At 43.6% G+C, this 15,746-nt stretch carries 16 protein-coding genes; 9 read left to right on the top strand and 7 right to left on the bottom strand.

The genetic code is table 11. The features are described 5' to 3' along the window. Positions 1 to 25: 25 nt before the first annotated feature. The 3 genes from VFDL14_RS09045 to VFDL14_RS09055 all read left to right on the top strand — a co-directional run bounded on the left by VFDL14_RS09045 (position 26) and on the right by VFDL14_RS09055 (position 2,446). On the top strand, positions 26 to 880 hold the full coding sequence (locus VFDL14_RS09045) for a co-chaperone YbbN (protein ID WP_032551826.1): 855 nt from the start codon (positions 26 to 28) through the stop codon (positions 878 to 880). A 180-nt stretch (positions 881 to 1,060) separates the two neighbouring features. Then, entirely contained in the window at positions 1,061 to 1,987 is a 927-nt protein-coding gene (locus VFDL14_RS09050; protein WP_032551825.1) for an SPFH domain-containing protein, read from the top strand. 3 nt (positions 1,988 to 1,990) lie between these two features. Next, on the top strand, positions 1,991 to 2,446 hold the full coding sequence (locus tag VFDL14_RS09055) for an NfeD family protein (RefSeq protein WP_032551824.1): 456 nt from the start codon (positions 1,991 to 1,993) through the stop codon (positions 2,444 to 2,446). 56 nt (positions 2,447 to 2,502) lie between these two features. On the opposite strand, the gene cueR is transcribed toward VFDL14_RS09055, so the two are convergent. Then, the gene (gene cueR, locus VFDL14_RS09060) at positions 2,503 to 2,892 is read right to left on the bottom strand and encodes a Cu(I)-responsive transcriptional regulator (RefSeq protein ID WP_032551823.1); all 390 of its coding nucleotides are present in this window, start codon (positions 2,890 to 2,892) and stop codon (positions 2,503 to 2,505) included. A 361-nt stretch (positions 2,893 to 3,253) separates the two neighbouring features. Between cueR and VFDL14_RS24700 the strand changes: the two genes are divergently transcribed. Next, positions 3,254 to 3,430 (top strand): hypothetical protein, encoded by a 177-nt coding sequence (locus VFDL14_RS24700; RefSeq protein WP_167332344.1) that lies wholly within the window; start codon positions 3,254 to 3,256, stop codon positions 3,428 to 3,430. Positions 3,431 to 3,477: 47 nt separating this feature from the next. On the opposite strand, the gene VFDL14_RS09065 is transcribed toward VFDL14_RS24700, so the two are convergent. The 4 genes from VFDL14_RS09065 to zipA form a co-directional block, all read right to left on the bottom strand. Next, positions 3,478 to 3,843, bottom strand: coding sequence for a DUF2799 domain-containing protein (locus tag VFDL14_RS09065; RefSeq protein WP_032551822.1), 366 nt, complete (start codon positions 3,841 to 3,843; stop codon positions 3,478 to 3,480). Positions 3,844 to 3,905: 62 nt separating this feature from the next. After that, entirely contained in the window at positions 3,906 to 5,303 is a 1,398-nt protein-coding gene (locus VFDL14_RS09070) for a multidrug transporter (RefSeq protein ID WP_032551821.1), read from the bottom strand. Positions 5,304 to 5,826: 523 nt separating this feature from the next. After that, on the bottom strand, positions 5,827 to 7,839 hold the full coding sequence (ligA, locus tag VFDL14_RS09075; RefSeq protein ID WP_032551820.1) for an NAD-dependent DNA ligase LigA: 2,013 nt from the start codon (positions 7,837 to 7,839) through the stop codon (positions 5,827 to 5,829). Positions 7,840 to 7,929: 90 nt separating this feature from the next. Further along, a complete protein-coding gene (zipA, locus tag VFDL14_RS09080; RefSeq protein WP_032551819.1) occupies positions 7,930 to 8,946 on the bottom strand; it encodes a cell division protein ZipA in 1,017 nt (338 codons plus the stop codon). A gap of 233 nt (positions 8,947 to 9,179) precedes the next feature. Between zipA and cysZ the strand changes: the two genes are divergently transcribed. The 5 genes from cysZ to crr all read left to right on the top strand — a co-directional run bounded on the left by cysZ (position 9,180) and on the right by crr (position 14,169). Next, entirely contained in the window at positions 9,180 to 9,935 is a 756-nt protein-coding gene (cysZ, locus tag VFDL14_RS09085) for a sulfate transporter CysZ (protein WP_032551818.1), read from the top strand. Positions 9,936 to 10,162: 227 nt separating this feature from the next. Continuing rightward, entirely contained in the window at positions 10,163 to 11,131 is a 969-nt protein-coding gene (gene cysK / locus VFDL14_RS09090; protein WP_032551817.1) for a cysteine synthase A, read from the top strand. Between the two features lie 300 nt (positions 11,132 to 11,431). Continuing rightward, complete coding sequence (locus VFDL14_RS09095; protein ID WP_032552209.1) at positions 11,432 to 11,689, top strand: HPr family phosphocarrier protein; 258 nt, start codon at positions 11,432 to 11,434, stop codon at positions 11,687 to 11,689. Positions 11,690 to 11,828: 139 nt separating this feature from the next. Then, a complete protein-coding gene (gene ptsI, locus VFDL14_RS09100; RefSeq protein ID WP_032551816.1) occupies positions 11,829 to 13,553 on the top strand; it encodes a phosphoenolpyruvate-protein phosphotransferase PtsI in 1,725 nt (574 codons plus the stop codon). Positions 13,554 to 13,659: 106 nt separating this feature from the next. Next, positions 13,660 to 14,169, top strand: coding sequence for a PTS glucose transporter subunit IIA (gene crr / locus VFDL14_RS09105; RefSeq protein ID WP_032551815.1), 510 nt, complete (start codon positions 13,660 to 13,662; stop codon positions 14,167 to 14,169). 69 nt (positions 14,170 to 14,238) lie between these two features. On the opposite strand, the gene VFDL14_RS09110 is transcribed toward crr, so the two are convergent. Then, positions 14,239 to 15,366, bottom strand: a complete 1,128-nt coding sequence (locus VFDL14_RS09110; protein WP_032551814.1) for a flagellin — start codon at positions 15,364 to 15,366, stop codon at positions 14,239 to 14,241. 187 nt (positions 15,367 to 15,553) lie between these two features. Next, a partial coding sequence (locus VFDL14_RS0123260; protein WP_032551813.1) for a flagellin occupies positions 15,554 to 15,746 on the bottom strand: 193 nt, incomplete at its 5' end.

Genomic DNA, 15,746 nt, shown 5'->3' with positions numbered 1-15,746 from the left:
ACTCAATTAAACTCAAGGAACGCCGATGCAATCGCCGCATATTGTTGAACTCAATGAACAGAACTTTCGTCAGGTATTAGAAGGTTCGATGCAGACACCTGTTCTGATCCATTTTTGGGCACCAATGAGCCAAGAGAGCGCTCAGATCATCCCTGACCTGCAAACGCTTACCCAGCAGTACAATGGTGCATTTACCTTGGCATTACTAAACTGCGAGCAAGAACAAGCGATTGCGAGCCAATTTGGCGTACAAGCACTGCCTACTATTGCTCTATTCGTTAATGGACAGCCAGTAGACGGCCTAGGTGGTCCTCAAACTTTAGAAGCAATTGTTGGTATGCTAAGCAAGCATCTTCCTAGCCAAGATGAGTTAGCGCTTCGTCAAGCTTTGGAGCAGATGCAAGCAGGAGAACACCTACAAGCTCTGACTGCAATGCAGCAGCTGCCAGAAGAGCTCACCAATAAAGGCGAAGTGAAACTAGCGATTGCCGAATGTCTTCTAGAAACGCAACAGTTTGAATTGGCGGAAGCACAACTCGCTGCTATCCCGCTAGAATACCAAGACAACTACTTCAAAGGCTTAGTGGCAAAACTCGAGCTGCATAAACAAGCTGCCGATAGTCCTGAGATTCAAGCATTAGAAGCGAACCTACAAGCTAACCCTAGCGATGCGAAAATCGCTGCGGAACTCGCACTACAATATCACCAAGTCAATCGAAGTGAAGAAGCGCTTGAGTTGCTGTGGTCATATCTAGTGAAAGACTTAAACGCACTAGACGGCGACATGAAGAAGAGCTTTATGGATATTCTAAGTGCACTTGGGCAAGGTAACGCCAGTGCGAGTAAGTACCGTAGACAGCTCTACTCGCTACTCTACTAGGCTCAATTACTGCGTAAACACTCAATAATTTAGAGAGTCACCCAAGCGATAAAAATTCAAAATGGGCCATAAAATCAAGGTTTTATGGCCCATTTCTCATTTATAAATTTGCTCAGAGTACAAAATTAAGCCACTATCTTTAAAAGTAAAATTGAAGACTCGTTTAAACAAGGATTTTGTATGGCTATTGATACTCTGATTACTATCGGCGGCTTCACCGTTGTTGCCCTTCTATTTATTTTCGCTGGTGTAAAAACCGTCCCTCAGGGGAACAACTGGACCGTTGAACGTTTCGGTCGTTATACCCACACCCTCAAACCTGGTTTGAATTTGATCATTCCATTCATTGATAGCATTGGTCAAAAGATCAACATGATGGAGCGTGTATTAGATATTCCAGCACAAGAAGTTATCTCTAAAGACAACGCGAACGTTGTTATCGATGCAGTCTGTTTCGTACAGGTGATCGATGCGGCAAGAGCCGCTTATGAGGTTAACGATCTTGAGCACGCAATTCGCAACCTAACGCTCACTAACATTCGTACCGTCCTTGGCTCAATGGAACTGGATGAAATGCTAAGCCAACGTGACATGATCAACAGCAAGCTATTAAACATCGTTGATGAGGCCACCAACCCTTGGGGCGTCAAAGTTACTCGTATCGAGATTAAAGATGTGCAACCACCAGCAGATCTGACTGCAGCAATGAACGCACAAATGAAAGCTGAGCGTAACAAACGTGCTGACATCCTAGAAGCGGAAGGTGTGCGACAAGCTGAGATCCTGAAAGCAGAGGGTCACAAACAATCAGAGATCTTAAAAGCAGAAGGTGAAAAGCAAGCGGCTATCCTTCAAGCAGAGGCGCGTGAGCGTGCTGCAGAAGCAGAAGCGAAAGCAACGGAAATGGTATCTACGGCGATAGCCCAAGGTGACATGCAAGCGGTAAACTACTTCATCGCTCAAGGTTATACCGATGCGCTTAAATCGATTGGCCAAGCAGAAAATGGTAAGATCATCATGCTGCCACTAGAAGCATCGGGGCTAATGGGCTCAGTTGCGGGTATTGCTGAAATGTTTTCTCACAAAGGAACAAATAACAAGGAGTAGCTGATGATTGAACTATTAGATCAGGTGAACCACTGGCACTGGCTTGCTTTTGGCTTACTGCTACTTGGATTAGAGCTATTGGGCACTGCAGGGTACTTTCTCTGGATTGGCATCTCAGCAATGATTGTCGGTGCGCTGCTTGGCGCTTTACCGCTGAGCTGGCAAATGCAATGGCTCTCTTTCGCCAGTTTCTCTCTAATCACTACCTGGTTATGGTGGCGCCGACAACTAAAAAGTGATCGTAAGTCAGATAAAGCTCGAGTTCTCAATCAACGCGATAAACAGTTGATAGGAAAGACGACTCGATTGGAAGATGATATTCAGAAAGGTAAATGTCGAATCCGACTTGGCGATACAACTTGGTCAGCTATTACTGCGACTGACATAACCGCAGGAACCGAAGTAGTGGTCACAGCGGTTGATGGTATCGTTCTCACTATCGCACCAGTCAACAAGTAACCACTAGGCCATTAGGATGTATGTGACACTACGTACTATACTAATGGCCTAATCTATTACTCATCGACCAGATCATTAATGATCGGGCAATGACTGTTAGTATCTCCAGGACACTTCTCAACCCACTCCTCTAATGTTGTCTTTATCGCCATCAAATCCGCAATTTTTCGATTCACTTCATCAAGCTTACTTTGAGCCTTAGCTTTGACATCGGCACTTTCTCGGCATGGATTGTCAGCTAAAGCGACCAATTCTTTACACTCTTCTAAAGAAAATCCGGCGCTTCTTGCCTTGGCAACCACGCTCAACTCTTTTAATTGCTTCTGAGTGTAGGTTCGATAGCCATTTTCTGAGCGCATCGGCTCTGAAATCACGCCTTTATCTTCGTAAAGACGAATCGACTTCGTGGATAGGCTAGTTAGCTTAGCAACTTCACTTATATTCATGATATTACTCAAATCATTAACAGAGTAAGGCCGTTTTCCTCACTCATAAATCATCATATTACGCTCAAATCATACACCCAAATACGCTTGAGGCGTAGTAAAGATAATAAGAGAAAATAAAGCTTGCGAATTATGGTCAGTTTCACGGAATTTTGAATTAAACGAGCAAATATCAAGAAATAGGTGCTACTTAGTTTCAATAAGTTACTGATTAAATTATTGAAATAATCCATTGTTATTTTTCATTTAAAATTTATATATTATTTTGATCTTTTATTGGCCATGTACATACTGTGATATTAAGCATGACGTTTGAATGCTATTTATTTCATTTTTGGTAAGTGAGAAAAGGATAACGATGATGAAAATTTTAACTCTAGCGTTAGCAACAATATTTATATTTTCGACACCACTCGCTTTGGCAAATCAAAATGCAGGTAAGGTCTTTGGAGCAGGAGTGCAATGTACATTTAGCGACGGTGTTGTTAAACACCTTCCTCGCGAATTGTGTAAAGCGCATGGTGGTACACATCAATAACAAAACAGGCAAGCAGGCTACTAAACCTCGCTTGCCTGCTTTTTGTATTATCTGAACCGATAGAAATCGGCGCCAATAAATGTATCCCAGCCTCGTTGCCATTCTGCTTTAAGCATATCTTCGTTTGGCAAACCTTCACATTGACCTGTATATCGAGTACCTCGTATGCCTTTTTCGAATGCTTTAAATGGGTCACAGTATTCCGCTTTTCCCTTTAAATACCCTTGTCTATATGCCGCTTCATCAAACGGGACATTCTCTTTAACGCTTTCAAGAGATTCATTTTCCATAGCATAACCATGTAGACCAAAGCGTTCTCCTTGCCCGTACCAAAATTCAGCAGCTGTTTTTGGTGTTTGGCTACAAGCGGATAAAGCTAAGGCAAATATTAGAGTAGGAATAATACGTTTCATCAATACCTCCTAAAAAGCAAAAAAGCTGGGCAAATGCCCAGCTTTATCTAATCAAACTTCTATTATTTAACGCCAAATGGAATTGTTAGCGCTAGTTTAAAGTCAGTCTCATCTTGGAATGCATTAGAGTAACCAGTCCAGTTTGGAGCATCTGAATCGTTGAAGAAGTTAGTGTAGTAGAAGCTAATGTTAGCATCTTTAAGCGCACCAGCTTGGATTGCGTAGTTAGCGAAGAAGCTGTACGCGTATTCAACTAGTTCATCATAACCATCAGCTTTAGCGCCTGCACCGTAAGCACCACTTACACCAGCACTGAACCCTTTACCACCAACATCTGAGAAATCACGAGTTGAAGATAGGAAGAAAGCGTACTCTCCATCGTGGTTAAAGTCAGAACGGTTGTTCCACCAGATTTCATAAGCACCGTTTGAACCACCGTATTGTTCTGTCAGGCGGTAAGACATGTTACCAACGTTACCACGTGTATCTTCTGAGTCAGCTACTGTATACGTAGCTTCTGCACGGAAGCTATACTGGCCAACAGATTTAGACGTTAGTAACGCAGCTTGGAATGCTGTGCTATCGAATTGGTTATCATCTTCAACTACGTAAAGTTGTGGAGACCAGTACAAACCACCATCAGTTGTACCTTTAACTTTTACGTGGAAGTTTTTACGGTCACCGTCTGTTAGAGCACCATAACCAGTATCGAAAGAAATACCGTTAGACAATGTGTAGCGAGCACCTACAGAGTATACATCACCAACGTCTTTACCTGGGCTTCCCCAGAAAGAGCCATCACGGAATTCGTAAGTCTCTTTAAACCAAGGTGCTTTATATTGATCCGCATAAACCAAACCAACGGACAAGTCACCAAAGTTACCACCTACTTCACCACCACGGTAAGTACCTGGAGCAAACGACCAGTTAACACCTAGCGTACTTGGTACACTTGGTTGGAAGTAACCAAGTTGTGCGTTTACATTTTCACCAAACTTGAATTTTAGAGCTGCTTTTGCGAAAGAAACACCGTTGTCAGTGTTGAAAGAATCACAACCAGTAGCTGCACCGTATGCTGAATCACAATCAAAGAAGTTCATTTCATGCTCGAAAGAACCACCCGTATCTTCACCAGCCCACATGTCGAATGTGCTATAAATAACCGCATCAAAACCAACTACATCAGCTACGTAACCAGAGTGGAAACCTAGATTAGCGAATATAGAACCGTGGTCTAAGTTAGTCTTTTTTGGGGTATCGTTACCGTTAGCATCAACATCACCACGATCACGAGCACGCATGAAGAAGTTCAGGTTACCGCTAATCGTCGATTCAGAGAAAAACTCAGATGCTTGGCTAGCATACTCAGGGCCGATAGGATCATTTGCCATTGCTGGAGCAGCTGATAGTGCACCTACCATAGCTGCAGTTAGCGCAGATACTTTGAAAAATTTGTCCATGGAATAAAACTCCTAAAAATGGATATAGCTGTTTGATTATTTCTCACCTAAAGTTGGCCGCCGTAGAGAGAAATACCTTTTCTTGTTTAGAACCTCTAACCGCCCGAGGTTCTTTTTCCTTACTGGGTATACACTGCGTGCATCCATGTCACTAAGACTAACTTTGCCCTTAAAAAGATCAATGAGAACTTAATTTTCATCTAAAAAAATATGAGTTGGTGCAAATTTATCTATGACTTAGTGATCCTGATCGACAAAATCCAAACCTTTTAAAAAATAAAAATTAAAACATTACAAAACAATCACTTAAAATAAAAATTACTTTATAAAAAGTGATATCACTCGCAAATAGATAAGCGACAGAACGGTATTTTATTATTATTGAGCAAGCTCACAGTCCCAAAATCTGACTTAATATAGCCACAAATTTTTCTTCAGATAAAAAGAGTGAAACTTAATGGCCACATACAAAAAAGGCACTCCACATTGGGAGTGCCTTTTAGCTTTTTTTAGAGCAATTTAATTAAGAAAGTAGGTCAATTAAGTCTTGCTCATTTCTTATTTCAACACCCAAATCTTGTGCCTTAGTGAGCTTAGAACCTGCCGCTTCACCAGCAAATAGGATGTCTGTTTTCTTAGAAACGCTGCCTGTTACTTTTGCACCCAGTCCTTGTAGGGCTGCTTTAGCTTCGCTACGTCCTAATTGAGAGAGGGAGCCCGTCAAAACTACCGTCTTACCTTCAAGTGGTAGTGACTGCCCTTCTACAGGCGCTTCTATTGCTGGCCAAGTGAGCCCTAGCTCTAGCAACTTATCAACCACTTCACGGTTCTTCTCTTGGGAGAAGAAGCTGGTAATGTGACTAGCAACAATATCACCGATATCTTGCACTTCTACGAGTTGTTCGTGAGTCGCAGTCTGAACCATATCAAGCGACTTAAAGTGCTGAGCAAGGTTCATTGCCGTTGCCTCACCAACCTCTCTAATACCCAGAGAGTACAAGAAACGAGCTAACGTCGTTTCTTTCGCTTTGGTCAATGCATTCACCACGTTTTGCGCTGATTTCGGCCCCATGCGGTCTAGCACAGTTAAGACACCAGCACTTAACTTAAAGAGATCAGCTGGGGTTTCAACCATTTCACGGTCAACCAACTGCTCAATCACTTTCTCACCCAAGCCGTCAACATCCAGTGCTTTACGCGAAACAAAGTGCTTGAGCGCTTCTTTACGTTGCGCCTGACACACTAGTCCGCCTGTACAACGAGCCACAGCTTCACCCTCAACACGTTCGACAGCAGAGCTACACACAGGGCAAGCTTCAGGGAAAACAATCTCTTTTGCAGTCTCAGGGCGACGCTCCGCCACTACAGCAACAATTTGAGGGATCACATCACCGGCACGGCGAATAATCACGCTGTCGCCAACCATAACGCCTAAACGTTCTATTTCATCTGCGTTATGCAGAGTTGCATTACTTACCGTTACACCGCCAACAAACACAGGCTTCAGTTTCGCTACTGGTGTAATTGCACCCGTTCGACCGACTTGGAACTCTACGTCGTTAAGTAACGTGATCTCTTCTTGTGCCGGGAATTTGTAAGCTATCGCCCAGCGCGGAGCTCGAGCAACAAAGCCTAAAACCTCTTGAGCCGCAATATTATCGACTTTGATCACTACGCCGTCGATCTCATAAGCTAACGCGTCGCGGCGAGCCATAATGTCTTGGTAGTATGCTTTCACGTCATTTAATGAGCTCAGTTGTTTTGTCTCTGGGCACATAGGTAGGCCCCAGCTCTTCAACTGAAGAAAACGTTGGTAGTGGCTACCTGAAAGCTCAGCACCTTCAACAACGCCAACGCTATAAGCATAAAACGCTAACGGACGCTTAGCCGTAATACGAGAGTCTAACTGACGTAGGCTGCCTGCCGCGGCGTTACGAGGGTTTACAAAAACCTTTTCGCCTTTCTTCAGTGCTTGTTCATTCAGTTTGTCGAATCCCGCTTTCGGCATAAAGACTTCGCCACGCACCTCAATACGTGTCGGCCACCCCTCACCTTGAAGCTTGAGCGGAATTGAGCTAATGGTACGAACGTTTTCAGTGATGTTCTCACCGGTTGTACCATCACCACGAGTGGCAGCTTGAACAAGCGTGCCATTTTCATAAAGAAGACTCACCGCTAATCCATCTAGCTTTGGCTCACAACAGAATGTTGTTAAGTCAGCCAGAGGAGCGCGATCAGACATACGCTTGTTAAATGCGTCTAAATCTTCATCAGAGAAAGCATTGTCTAAAGAGAGCATCGGAATTTCATGGGTCACTTGAGTAAAGCCATCCAACGGTGCTCCACCAACACGCTGACTTGGCGAGTCAACGGTGACCAGTTCTGGATTTTCTTGCTCAATCTTCAGCAGTTGCTGCATTAATCGATCATATTCTGCGTCTGGGATCTCTGGACTATCCTCAACGTAATAGCGAACGGCATGATAGTGCAGAGTCTCTTTTAACTGCTCTAAAGTACTTTGAATGGGTTCTTTCATATCATTCTCTGTCAGATTGAAATATCAAAAAGGGCCCCATCAGGAGCCCTTTCTATCATTATAGATTAACTGTAAGGCTTACATTGTCTACTAAGCGCTTTGATTAGCCATGAAGTCTCGAATTTGTTTACGGTATTCAGACAAGCGGTTTGGCGTCATCAGGTTTCTCGACTCATCCAATACGTTACCACCCAAATCGTCAGCGATTTGTTGTGCTGCACTCAACATAACGTTGAAGTTCTGATCAGCCTGACCGTAACAAGGCAGCGTCATAAAGAACGAAATGCCTTTGGTTGTGAAGTCTGCAGGGTTGTCGTGTTCTAACGTACCTGGCTGCATCATGTTCGCGACACTAAAGATCACTTTCGGAGTCTCTGCCGCTTCAGCGAAGCAGTGGTAAATAGACATCTCACCATAGGTTAGTCCATTGTTTTCCATACTGCGGAAAAGCTCAGTACCTACAAACGGCGTTTCACCGGCACAATGTACATTTAGTACAATCACTTCCAAGCCCAAGTCATCTTCTTGTGCTTCTTGAGGTGCAGCAGTTGCCGCTTCAACGGTTGGTGCTGTGTCTTCCTGTTGCAAATTCTGTTGAACAGGCTGAGTGTCAAACTCAGGCTCTTGCGACATAGCGCCGTAATGCTCTTTAAAGTCAGCGTGGCTCTCTTTTTGCTCTTCAGTTAACTCAAAGCTTGGGACAGCTGGCTCAGCGGGTGCCTCTGTTTGAAATTCTGGCTCTTCTTTAACAGGAGTCTCAACACTGAAAGATGGTAGATCGTTGAACTCAAGATCCTCTTGCTCACTTTTCGCCGATGGGCTTGAAGTCAGCGGATCTGAATCAATCAATGGGTCTGCATTTGTTGGTGATACAGCAAAGTCCGGTTCTTTACGCTCTTTACGAATGATCTCGAAGTCGTCTTCTGGCGCGAAAGAGCGCTCTGGCATGGCGCCCACGTCATCTAAGCTGTCGTTGTCGAGCTTGCCAAGTGGCTTATCACCAAATTTGGCTTTCCCTTCTTTTTTACTCGTCCACAATCCGTGGAACAATAATGCGGCGATCGCTAATGCGCCAACAATAATGAGTACAAATCGCAATTCCTGCATTTTTCGCTCTCAGCTTTCATAGTCACCCTGAATTTTCAGGTCGCTATATCAGTTAGGTTAATTTGACCAATCTCACTACTGTATCAAAAGTAGCTACTGTTTTAGAACAACTTAATACAATAAGTTCCTCAGTTGATGTGATTTTCACCACGCTTTTTTTCTTAATATCGGTCGAGTACACTATAGGTGTTTGCTATTTAACCAACTCCCCTTATGTGAGCTGATATTTCAATATGACTAATTTATCGATTCCTCGCTCTGGCTTCGGCTATTTCATTTTCGGCGCTAAAATCGCTCTTTCTCCAAGTATCCGTAAATTCGTACTGATGCCCTTATTAGCTAACGTATTGTTGGTTGGTGGCGCGTTGTTTTACATCTTTTCTAACCTCAATACTTGGATTGATGGCTGGTTAGAAGGCCTTCCTAGCTTTCTCACTTGGTTGACTTATGTTTTGTGGCCACTGCTGGCGCTGACCATTCTTGCCACCTTCTCATACTTCTTTAGTACCTTAGCGAATTTCATCGCCGCCCCATTTAACGGCTTACTATCAGAGAAAGTAGAAGAACTTTTAACGGGCAAAAAAGTGAATGACGATGGCTTAATGGACGTGGTTAAAGATACGCCGCGTATCCTGGCTCGTGAATGGCGCAAGCTGGTTTACACACTACCAAAAGCAATCGGGCTTTTCTTATTGCTGCTGATCCCAGCTCTTGGTCAAACTGTCGCGCCGTTTTTATGGTTCATTTTTACAGCTTGGATGCTGGCAATTCAATACGCAGATTACCCGTTTGATAACCACAAAATCAGCTTTGATGATATGAGAAGCTCATTGAAACAAAAGCAAGGTAAGAGCTATGGATTTGGAGCATTGGTTTCTATTTTCACAACCATTCCAATCCTTAATCTGATTGTTGTACCTGTAGCAGTATGTGGCGCGACTGCTATGTGGGTATCAGAACACAAAGGGCAATTTACTCACCTTCGCTAACCTCTTCTATTATTAGCAGAACTCTCGCTCATTTTGTTGAATCACTGATTTCTATCAAAATGGGCGTGCATTCTGCTACATATCTATATGATATAACTTTTTAATCCTTTTACCTTTTTTTCAACTTGTTTAATCTAAATTCAAGTTAAACAAACATTGAAATAAACGGGACGACTAAGTCATTGATATGCCGCGTTTAGTTCTGTCATCAAATGAAGGAATATTCCATGAGCAAGATTTACGAAGATAACTCCCTTACGATCGGTAACACACCACTGGTTCGTTTGAACAAAGTAAGTAAAGGTAATGTACTAGCGAAAGTGGAGGCTCGTAACCCAAGCTTCAGCGTTAAGTGTCGTATCGGCGCGAACATGATCTGGGAAGCAGAAAAAGCTGGCACTCTTAAGCCAGGCGTAGAGCTTGTAGAGCCAACAAGTGGTAACACTGGTGTGGCACTTGCTTTCGTTGCAGCAGCTCGTGGTTACAAACTAACGCTAACTATGCCTGAGTCGATGAGTCTAGAGCGTCGTAAGCTACTTAAAGCACTAGGTGCTAACCTTGAGCTAACAGAAGCGGCTAAAGGCATGAAAGGCGCGATCGCAAAAGCAGAAGAAATTGTTGCAAGCGATCCAGAGAAGTACCTACTTCTTCAACAATTCAACAACCCTGCAAACCCAGAAATTCACGAGAAGACTACTGGCCCTGAAATCTGGGAAGCGACTGACGGTGAGATCGATGTATTTGTAGCGGGTGTTGGTACTGGCGGTACGATTACTGGTACAAGCCGTTACATTAAAGGTGAGAAAGGCAAAGCAATTACTTCTGTAGCAGTTGAGCCAGCAGAGTCACCAGTGATTGCACAAGCGCTTGCAGGCGATGAAATTCAGCCAGCGCCACACAAAATCCAAGGTATCGGCGCAGGTTTCATCCCTGGTAACCTTGATTTAGAGCTTGTAGACCGTGTTGAGTCGGTGACTTCAGAAGAAGCAATTGAAATGGCACAACGCCTAATGGCTGAAGAAGGCATCCTAGCTGGTATCTCTTCTGGTGCAGCCGTTGTTGCTGCGAACCGACTAGCGGAACTACCTGAATTTGCTGGGAAAACAATTGTTACAGTTTTACCAAGCTCAGGTGAACGATACCTCAGCACAGCCCTGTTTGCCGGCATTTTTACCGACAAAGAGAACCAACAGTAATATGTGGTCAAATCAATATTTGGTCTAAAAAAGCCCCTAATTGGGGCTTTTTTGTTGATCCCTGCCTCACCTTTGGTAATATCACCCCTGTTTTATTTTTCGCTTCAAAATAAAAGAAGCAATAAACCAGATTCTGAAAGTCGTGAGTTCTCACAAAAGAGCACCATGGCTGGATAAAATTTTAACCAAACTGTTCAAACACGAACATGGCGTACTACACTCTGGCGCATGCATGTCAAAGAAGTTAAGCTAAACTTGGTTATAAACTTTACAAATAATAAATTAATTGGGGTATATAAAATGTACGAGAAGCAAGTAGAAATCACAGCAGAAAACGGTCTTCACACTCGTCCAGCTGCACAGTTCGTTAAAGAAGCAAAATCTTTCGACGCAGACATCACTGTGACTTCTAACGGTAAAAGCGCAAGCGCTAAGAGCCTATTCAAACTACAAACTCTAGGCCTAGTTAAAGGTACTGTAGTTTCTATTTCTGCTGAAGGCCCACAAGCTCAGCAAGCTGTAGACCACCTAGTTGCTCTAATGGACCAACTACACTAATTCGGTCTCCTTCTTTCAAAGCCATTTTGCCACTGCAAAGTGGCTTTGTTCGAAATAGAACAGAATAAGCTCGGCATAACGCCAAGCGGAAAAAGTCACACACTCTCCCGTTTACAGTTGACCAACTTAAGGTAAAGCTATGATTTCAGGTATCCTAGCATCTCCTGGTATTGCTATCGGTAAAGCACTACTACTTCAAGAAGATGAAATCGTTCTAAACACTAACACTATCACTGATGACCAAGTTGAAGCAGAAGTTCAGCGTTTCTTTGACGCACGTAACAAATCTGCAGCTCAACTAGAAGTTGTTAAGCAAAAAGCGCTTGAGACTTTCGGTGAAGAAAAAGAGGCGATCTTTGAAGGTCACATCATGCTTCTTGAAGATGAAGAGCTAGAGGAAGAAATCCTAGCACTCATCAAGAACGACAAGATGCACGCTGATAACGCAATTCACACGGTTATCGAAGAGCAAGCATCTGCGCTTGAGTCACTAGACGACGAATACCTAAAAGAACGTGCAACTGATATCCGTGATATCGGTACTCGTTTTGTTAAAAATGCACTAGGCATCAATATCGTTTCTCTAAGCGATATCAATGAAGAAGTTATCCTAGCAGCATACGACCTAACGCCATCTGAAACTGCACAAATCAACCTAGACTACGTACTAGGCTTCGCTTGTGACATCGGCGGTCGTACATCTCACACATCTATCATGGCGCGTTCACTAGAGCTTCCTGCTATCGTTGGTACTAACGATATCACTAAGAAAGTGAAGAACGGCGACATGCTTATTCTTGATGCGATGAATAACAAGATTGTTATCAACCCATCAGAAGCTGAACTTGAAGAAGCAAAAGCAGTTAAAGCTGCATTCCTAGCTGAAAAAGAAGAGCTAGCTAAACTTAAAGATCTACACGCAGAAACTCTAGACGGCCACCGTGTAGAAGTTTGCGGTAACATTGGTACTGTTAAAGACTGTGACGGCATCATCCGTAACGGTGGTGAAGGCGTTGGTCTGTACCGTACTGAGTTCCTATTCATGGACCGTGATGCACTTCCTACTGAAGAAGAGCAGTACCAAGCGTACAAAGAAGTTGCAGAAGCAATGAACGGTGAGTCAGTGATCATCCGTACTATGGATATCGGTGGCGACAAAGATCTACCATACATGGATCTTCCAGAAGAGATGAACCCGTTCCTAGGCTGGCGTGCAGTACGTATCAGCTTGGATCGTCGCGAAATCCTACGTGACCAACTACGCGGTATCCTTCGTGCATCTGCGCACGGTAAGCTTCGCATCATGTTCCCAATGATCATCTCTGTTGAAGAGATCCGTGAACTGAAGAAAGCTATCGAAGAGTACAAAGCTGAGCTTCGCGCTGAAGGCCTAGCATTCGATGAAGAGATTGAAATCGGTGTAATGGTTGAAACTCCAGCTGCGGCAGCTATCGCGCACCACCTAGCGAAGGAAGTTGCTTTCTTCTCTATCGGTACTAACGACCTAACTCAGTACACACTTGCTGTAGACCGTGGTAACGAGATGATTTCTCACCTTTACAACCCACTGTCTCCTGCTGTTCTTACAGTAATCAAGCAGGTTATCGATGCGTCTCACGCTGAAGGTAAGTGGACTGGTATGTGTGGTGAGCTTGCAGGTGATGAGCGTGCAACACTGCTTCTACTAGGTATGGGTCTAGATGAGTTCTCTATGAGCGGTATCTCTATCCCTAAAGTGAAGAAAGTTATCCGCAACTCTAACTTCGCAGAAGTTAAAGCAATGGCTGATGAAGCACTTTCTCTACCAACTGCTGAAGAAATCCAAGCAGTAGTAGAAAAGTTCATCGCTGAGAAAACTCAGTAATCACCAATGGCTTAATATGATTAGACGACTAAAAAAAGTCGTCTAATTTGCTAGATTGGTATAGTATATTCTACAGAATAAAACTAAACGTTAGGAGCATGACACAATGGGTCTGTTTGACAAACTTAAGAAGCTAGTATCTGATGACAGCGCTGACGCTGGTGCAATCGAAATCATCGCACCTCTATCTGGTGAAATCGTAAATATCGAAGACGTGCCAGATGTTGTTTTCGCTGAAAAAATCGTTGGTGACGGCATCGCGATCAAACCAGCTGGCGACAAAATGGTAGCTCCAGTTAACGGTACTATCGGTAAGATCTTCGAAACTAACCACGCATTCTCTATCGAGTCTGACGACGGTGTTGAGCTATTCGTTCACTTCGGTATCGATACTGTTGAACTTAAAGGCGAAGGCTTCACTCGCGTAGCAGAAGAAGGCCAAACTGTTAAAGCTGGTGACACTATCATCACTTTCGACCTAGCGCTTCTAGAAGAAAAAGCAAAATCAACTCTTACTCCAGTTGTTATCTCTAACATGGACGAAATCAAAGAGCTGAACAAACTTGCTGGTTCTGTAACTGTAGGTGAAACTCCAGTTCTGAAAGTGACTAAGTAATCTTTACTTAGCATTTCAAAAGTTCAAAAAGCGCAGCCTCACGGCTGCGTTTTTTGTTGTCTGGGAAAATTAGCCTAATAAAGAAAGAGCGGTACCCGTATCTTGATTCGCTTGTGCGAGCAGTGTTGATGTCGCACGTTCAAGCATCTGAGATTTAGTCAACTCTGTAGTGACCTTAGCGTAATCCGTATCTTTGATTTGCCCCTCTGAGTCAGCAATACGATGAAAGGTATTGTTGAGGCTGTTCATAGTGCGGCTGACTCCGTTCTGGAAACCACCGATTTCACTACGATGCCCGTCCACATAATTCAATGAGGCATCAATCACCGCAACACCAAGCTGCGCTCCACCGACTGTTGTCATGTCCACATCATCTAACGATATCGACTGAGTATCACCAAAATTAAAGGTATTCGCGGCACTACCCGAGACTTCAAAGCCTTGAGGAGAATTGGCATGAGCAGAGAACAGCTGAAGCTGATGCTCTTCATTTACCGACGCTCTAACCACATCCTGCTGCCCGTTAATATAGGTGGCTACCTGATAGATATCATCGCCCTCTTTAAGCTTAAAATCGAGCGCTTGTGACTCATCATTGCTATCTTGATAGCTGATACGTAAACCTTGATCATCAGAAGAGACTCGCCAATTCTCATCGACATCACTATTTGCTTCTGTAAACTGCCCTCCCATCTGTGGGATATTGGTGTACATGCTTTTAAGCGTGAGTGAGACCGCATTCGAATCAGGACCAAGATTGAAGTTACGCTTTCCAAAAGAGCCATCAAATAGCTCATCCCCTGCAAAGGTCGTTGCTGATGCAATACGATCAAGATCATTGATCAGCATCTCCGATTCGATCTGAATACTTTCGCGCTCATCCCGACTCAATGCACCATTCGATGCCTGTAATCCAAGATCACGGAGTTTTTGGAGCATATTAGTACTTTCGTGCAGCGCGCCTTCGGCAGTTTGTGCAATAGAATCAGCATTAGTCGCATTCGACAAGGCTGCATCAATCCCTCGAGTTTGGGCTTTGAGTCGATTGGCTATTTGAAGACCTGCGGCATCGTCGCTACCCGCGTTGATACGCGAGCCGGATTGCAGTTTTGATTGTGCATCAACAGCCTGACTTTGAGCTTCACCAAGATGTCGCTGAGCAATAGAGGAAGAGATATTGGTTTGTATCGATACCATTTAGTTGTATTCCATTTAGCTAGGTTTACCCCAACTCACCATTTGTGTCGCTCCTTCAACACCAATTGCATACATCTGAATGATACAACCTACACCATCAATACAATTAATCATTCGGTAAATTTTACTCATAAAAAGAAAGCTAGGTGTTTGACCACCTAGCTTTCAGTTTCAACTTTATTTCTAATTAGCCAAGTAGGCTAAGTGCTGAGTTCGGTGCTTGCTTAGCTTGAGCAAGAATCGAGCTAGACGCTTGAGATAGAATTTGCGACTTAGTCATTTGCGTCGTTTCTTTCGCAAAGTCTGTGTCTTTAATACGGCTCTTAGATGCATTCACGTTTTCGTTGATGTTATCTAAGTTGTTGATAGCGTGGTCGAAG

The organism is Vibrio fortis (assembly GCF_000695685.1).
GTDB classification, from domain to species: domain Bacteria; phylum Pseudomonadota; class Gammaproteobacteria; order Enterobacterales; family Vibrionaceae; genus Vibrio; species Vibrio fortis_A.
The sequence above is the reverse complement of the archived record's forward strand: the minus strand, read 5'-3'. Positions and strand labels throughout refer to the sequence as shown.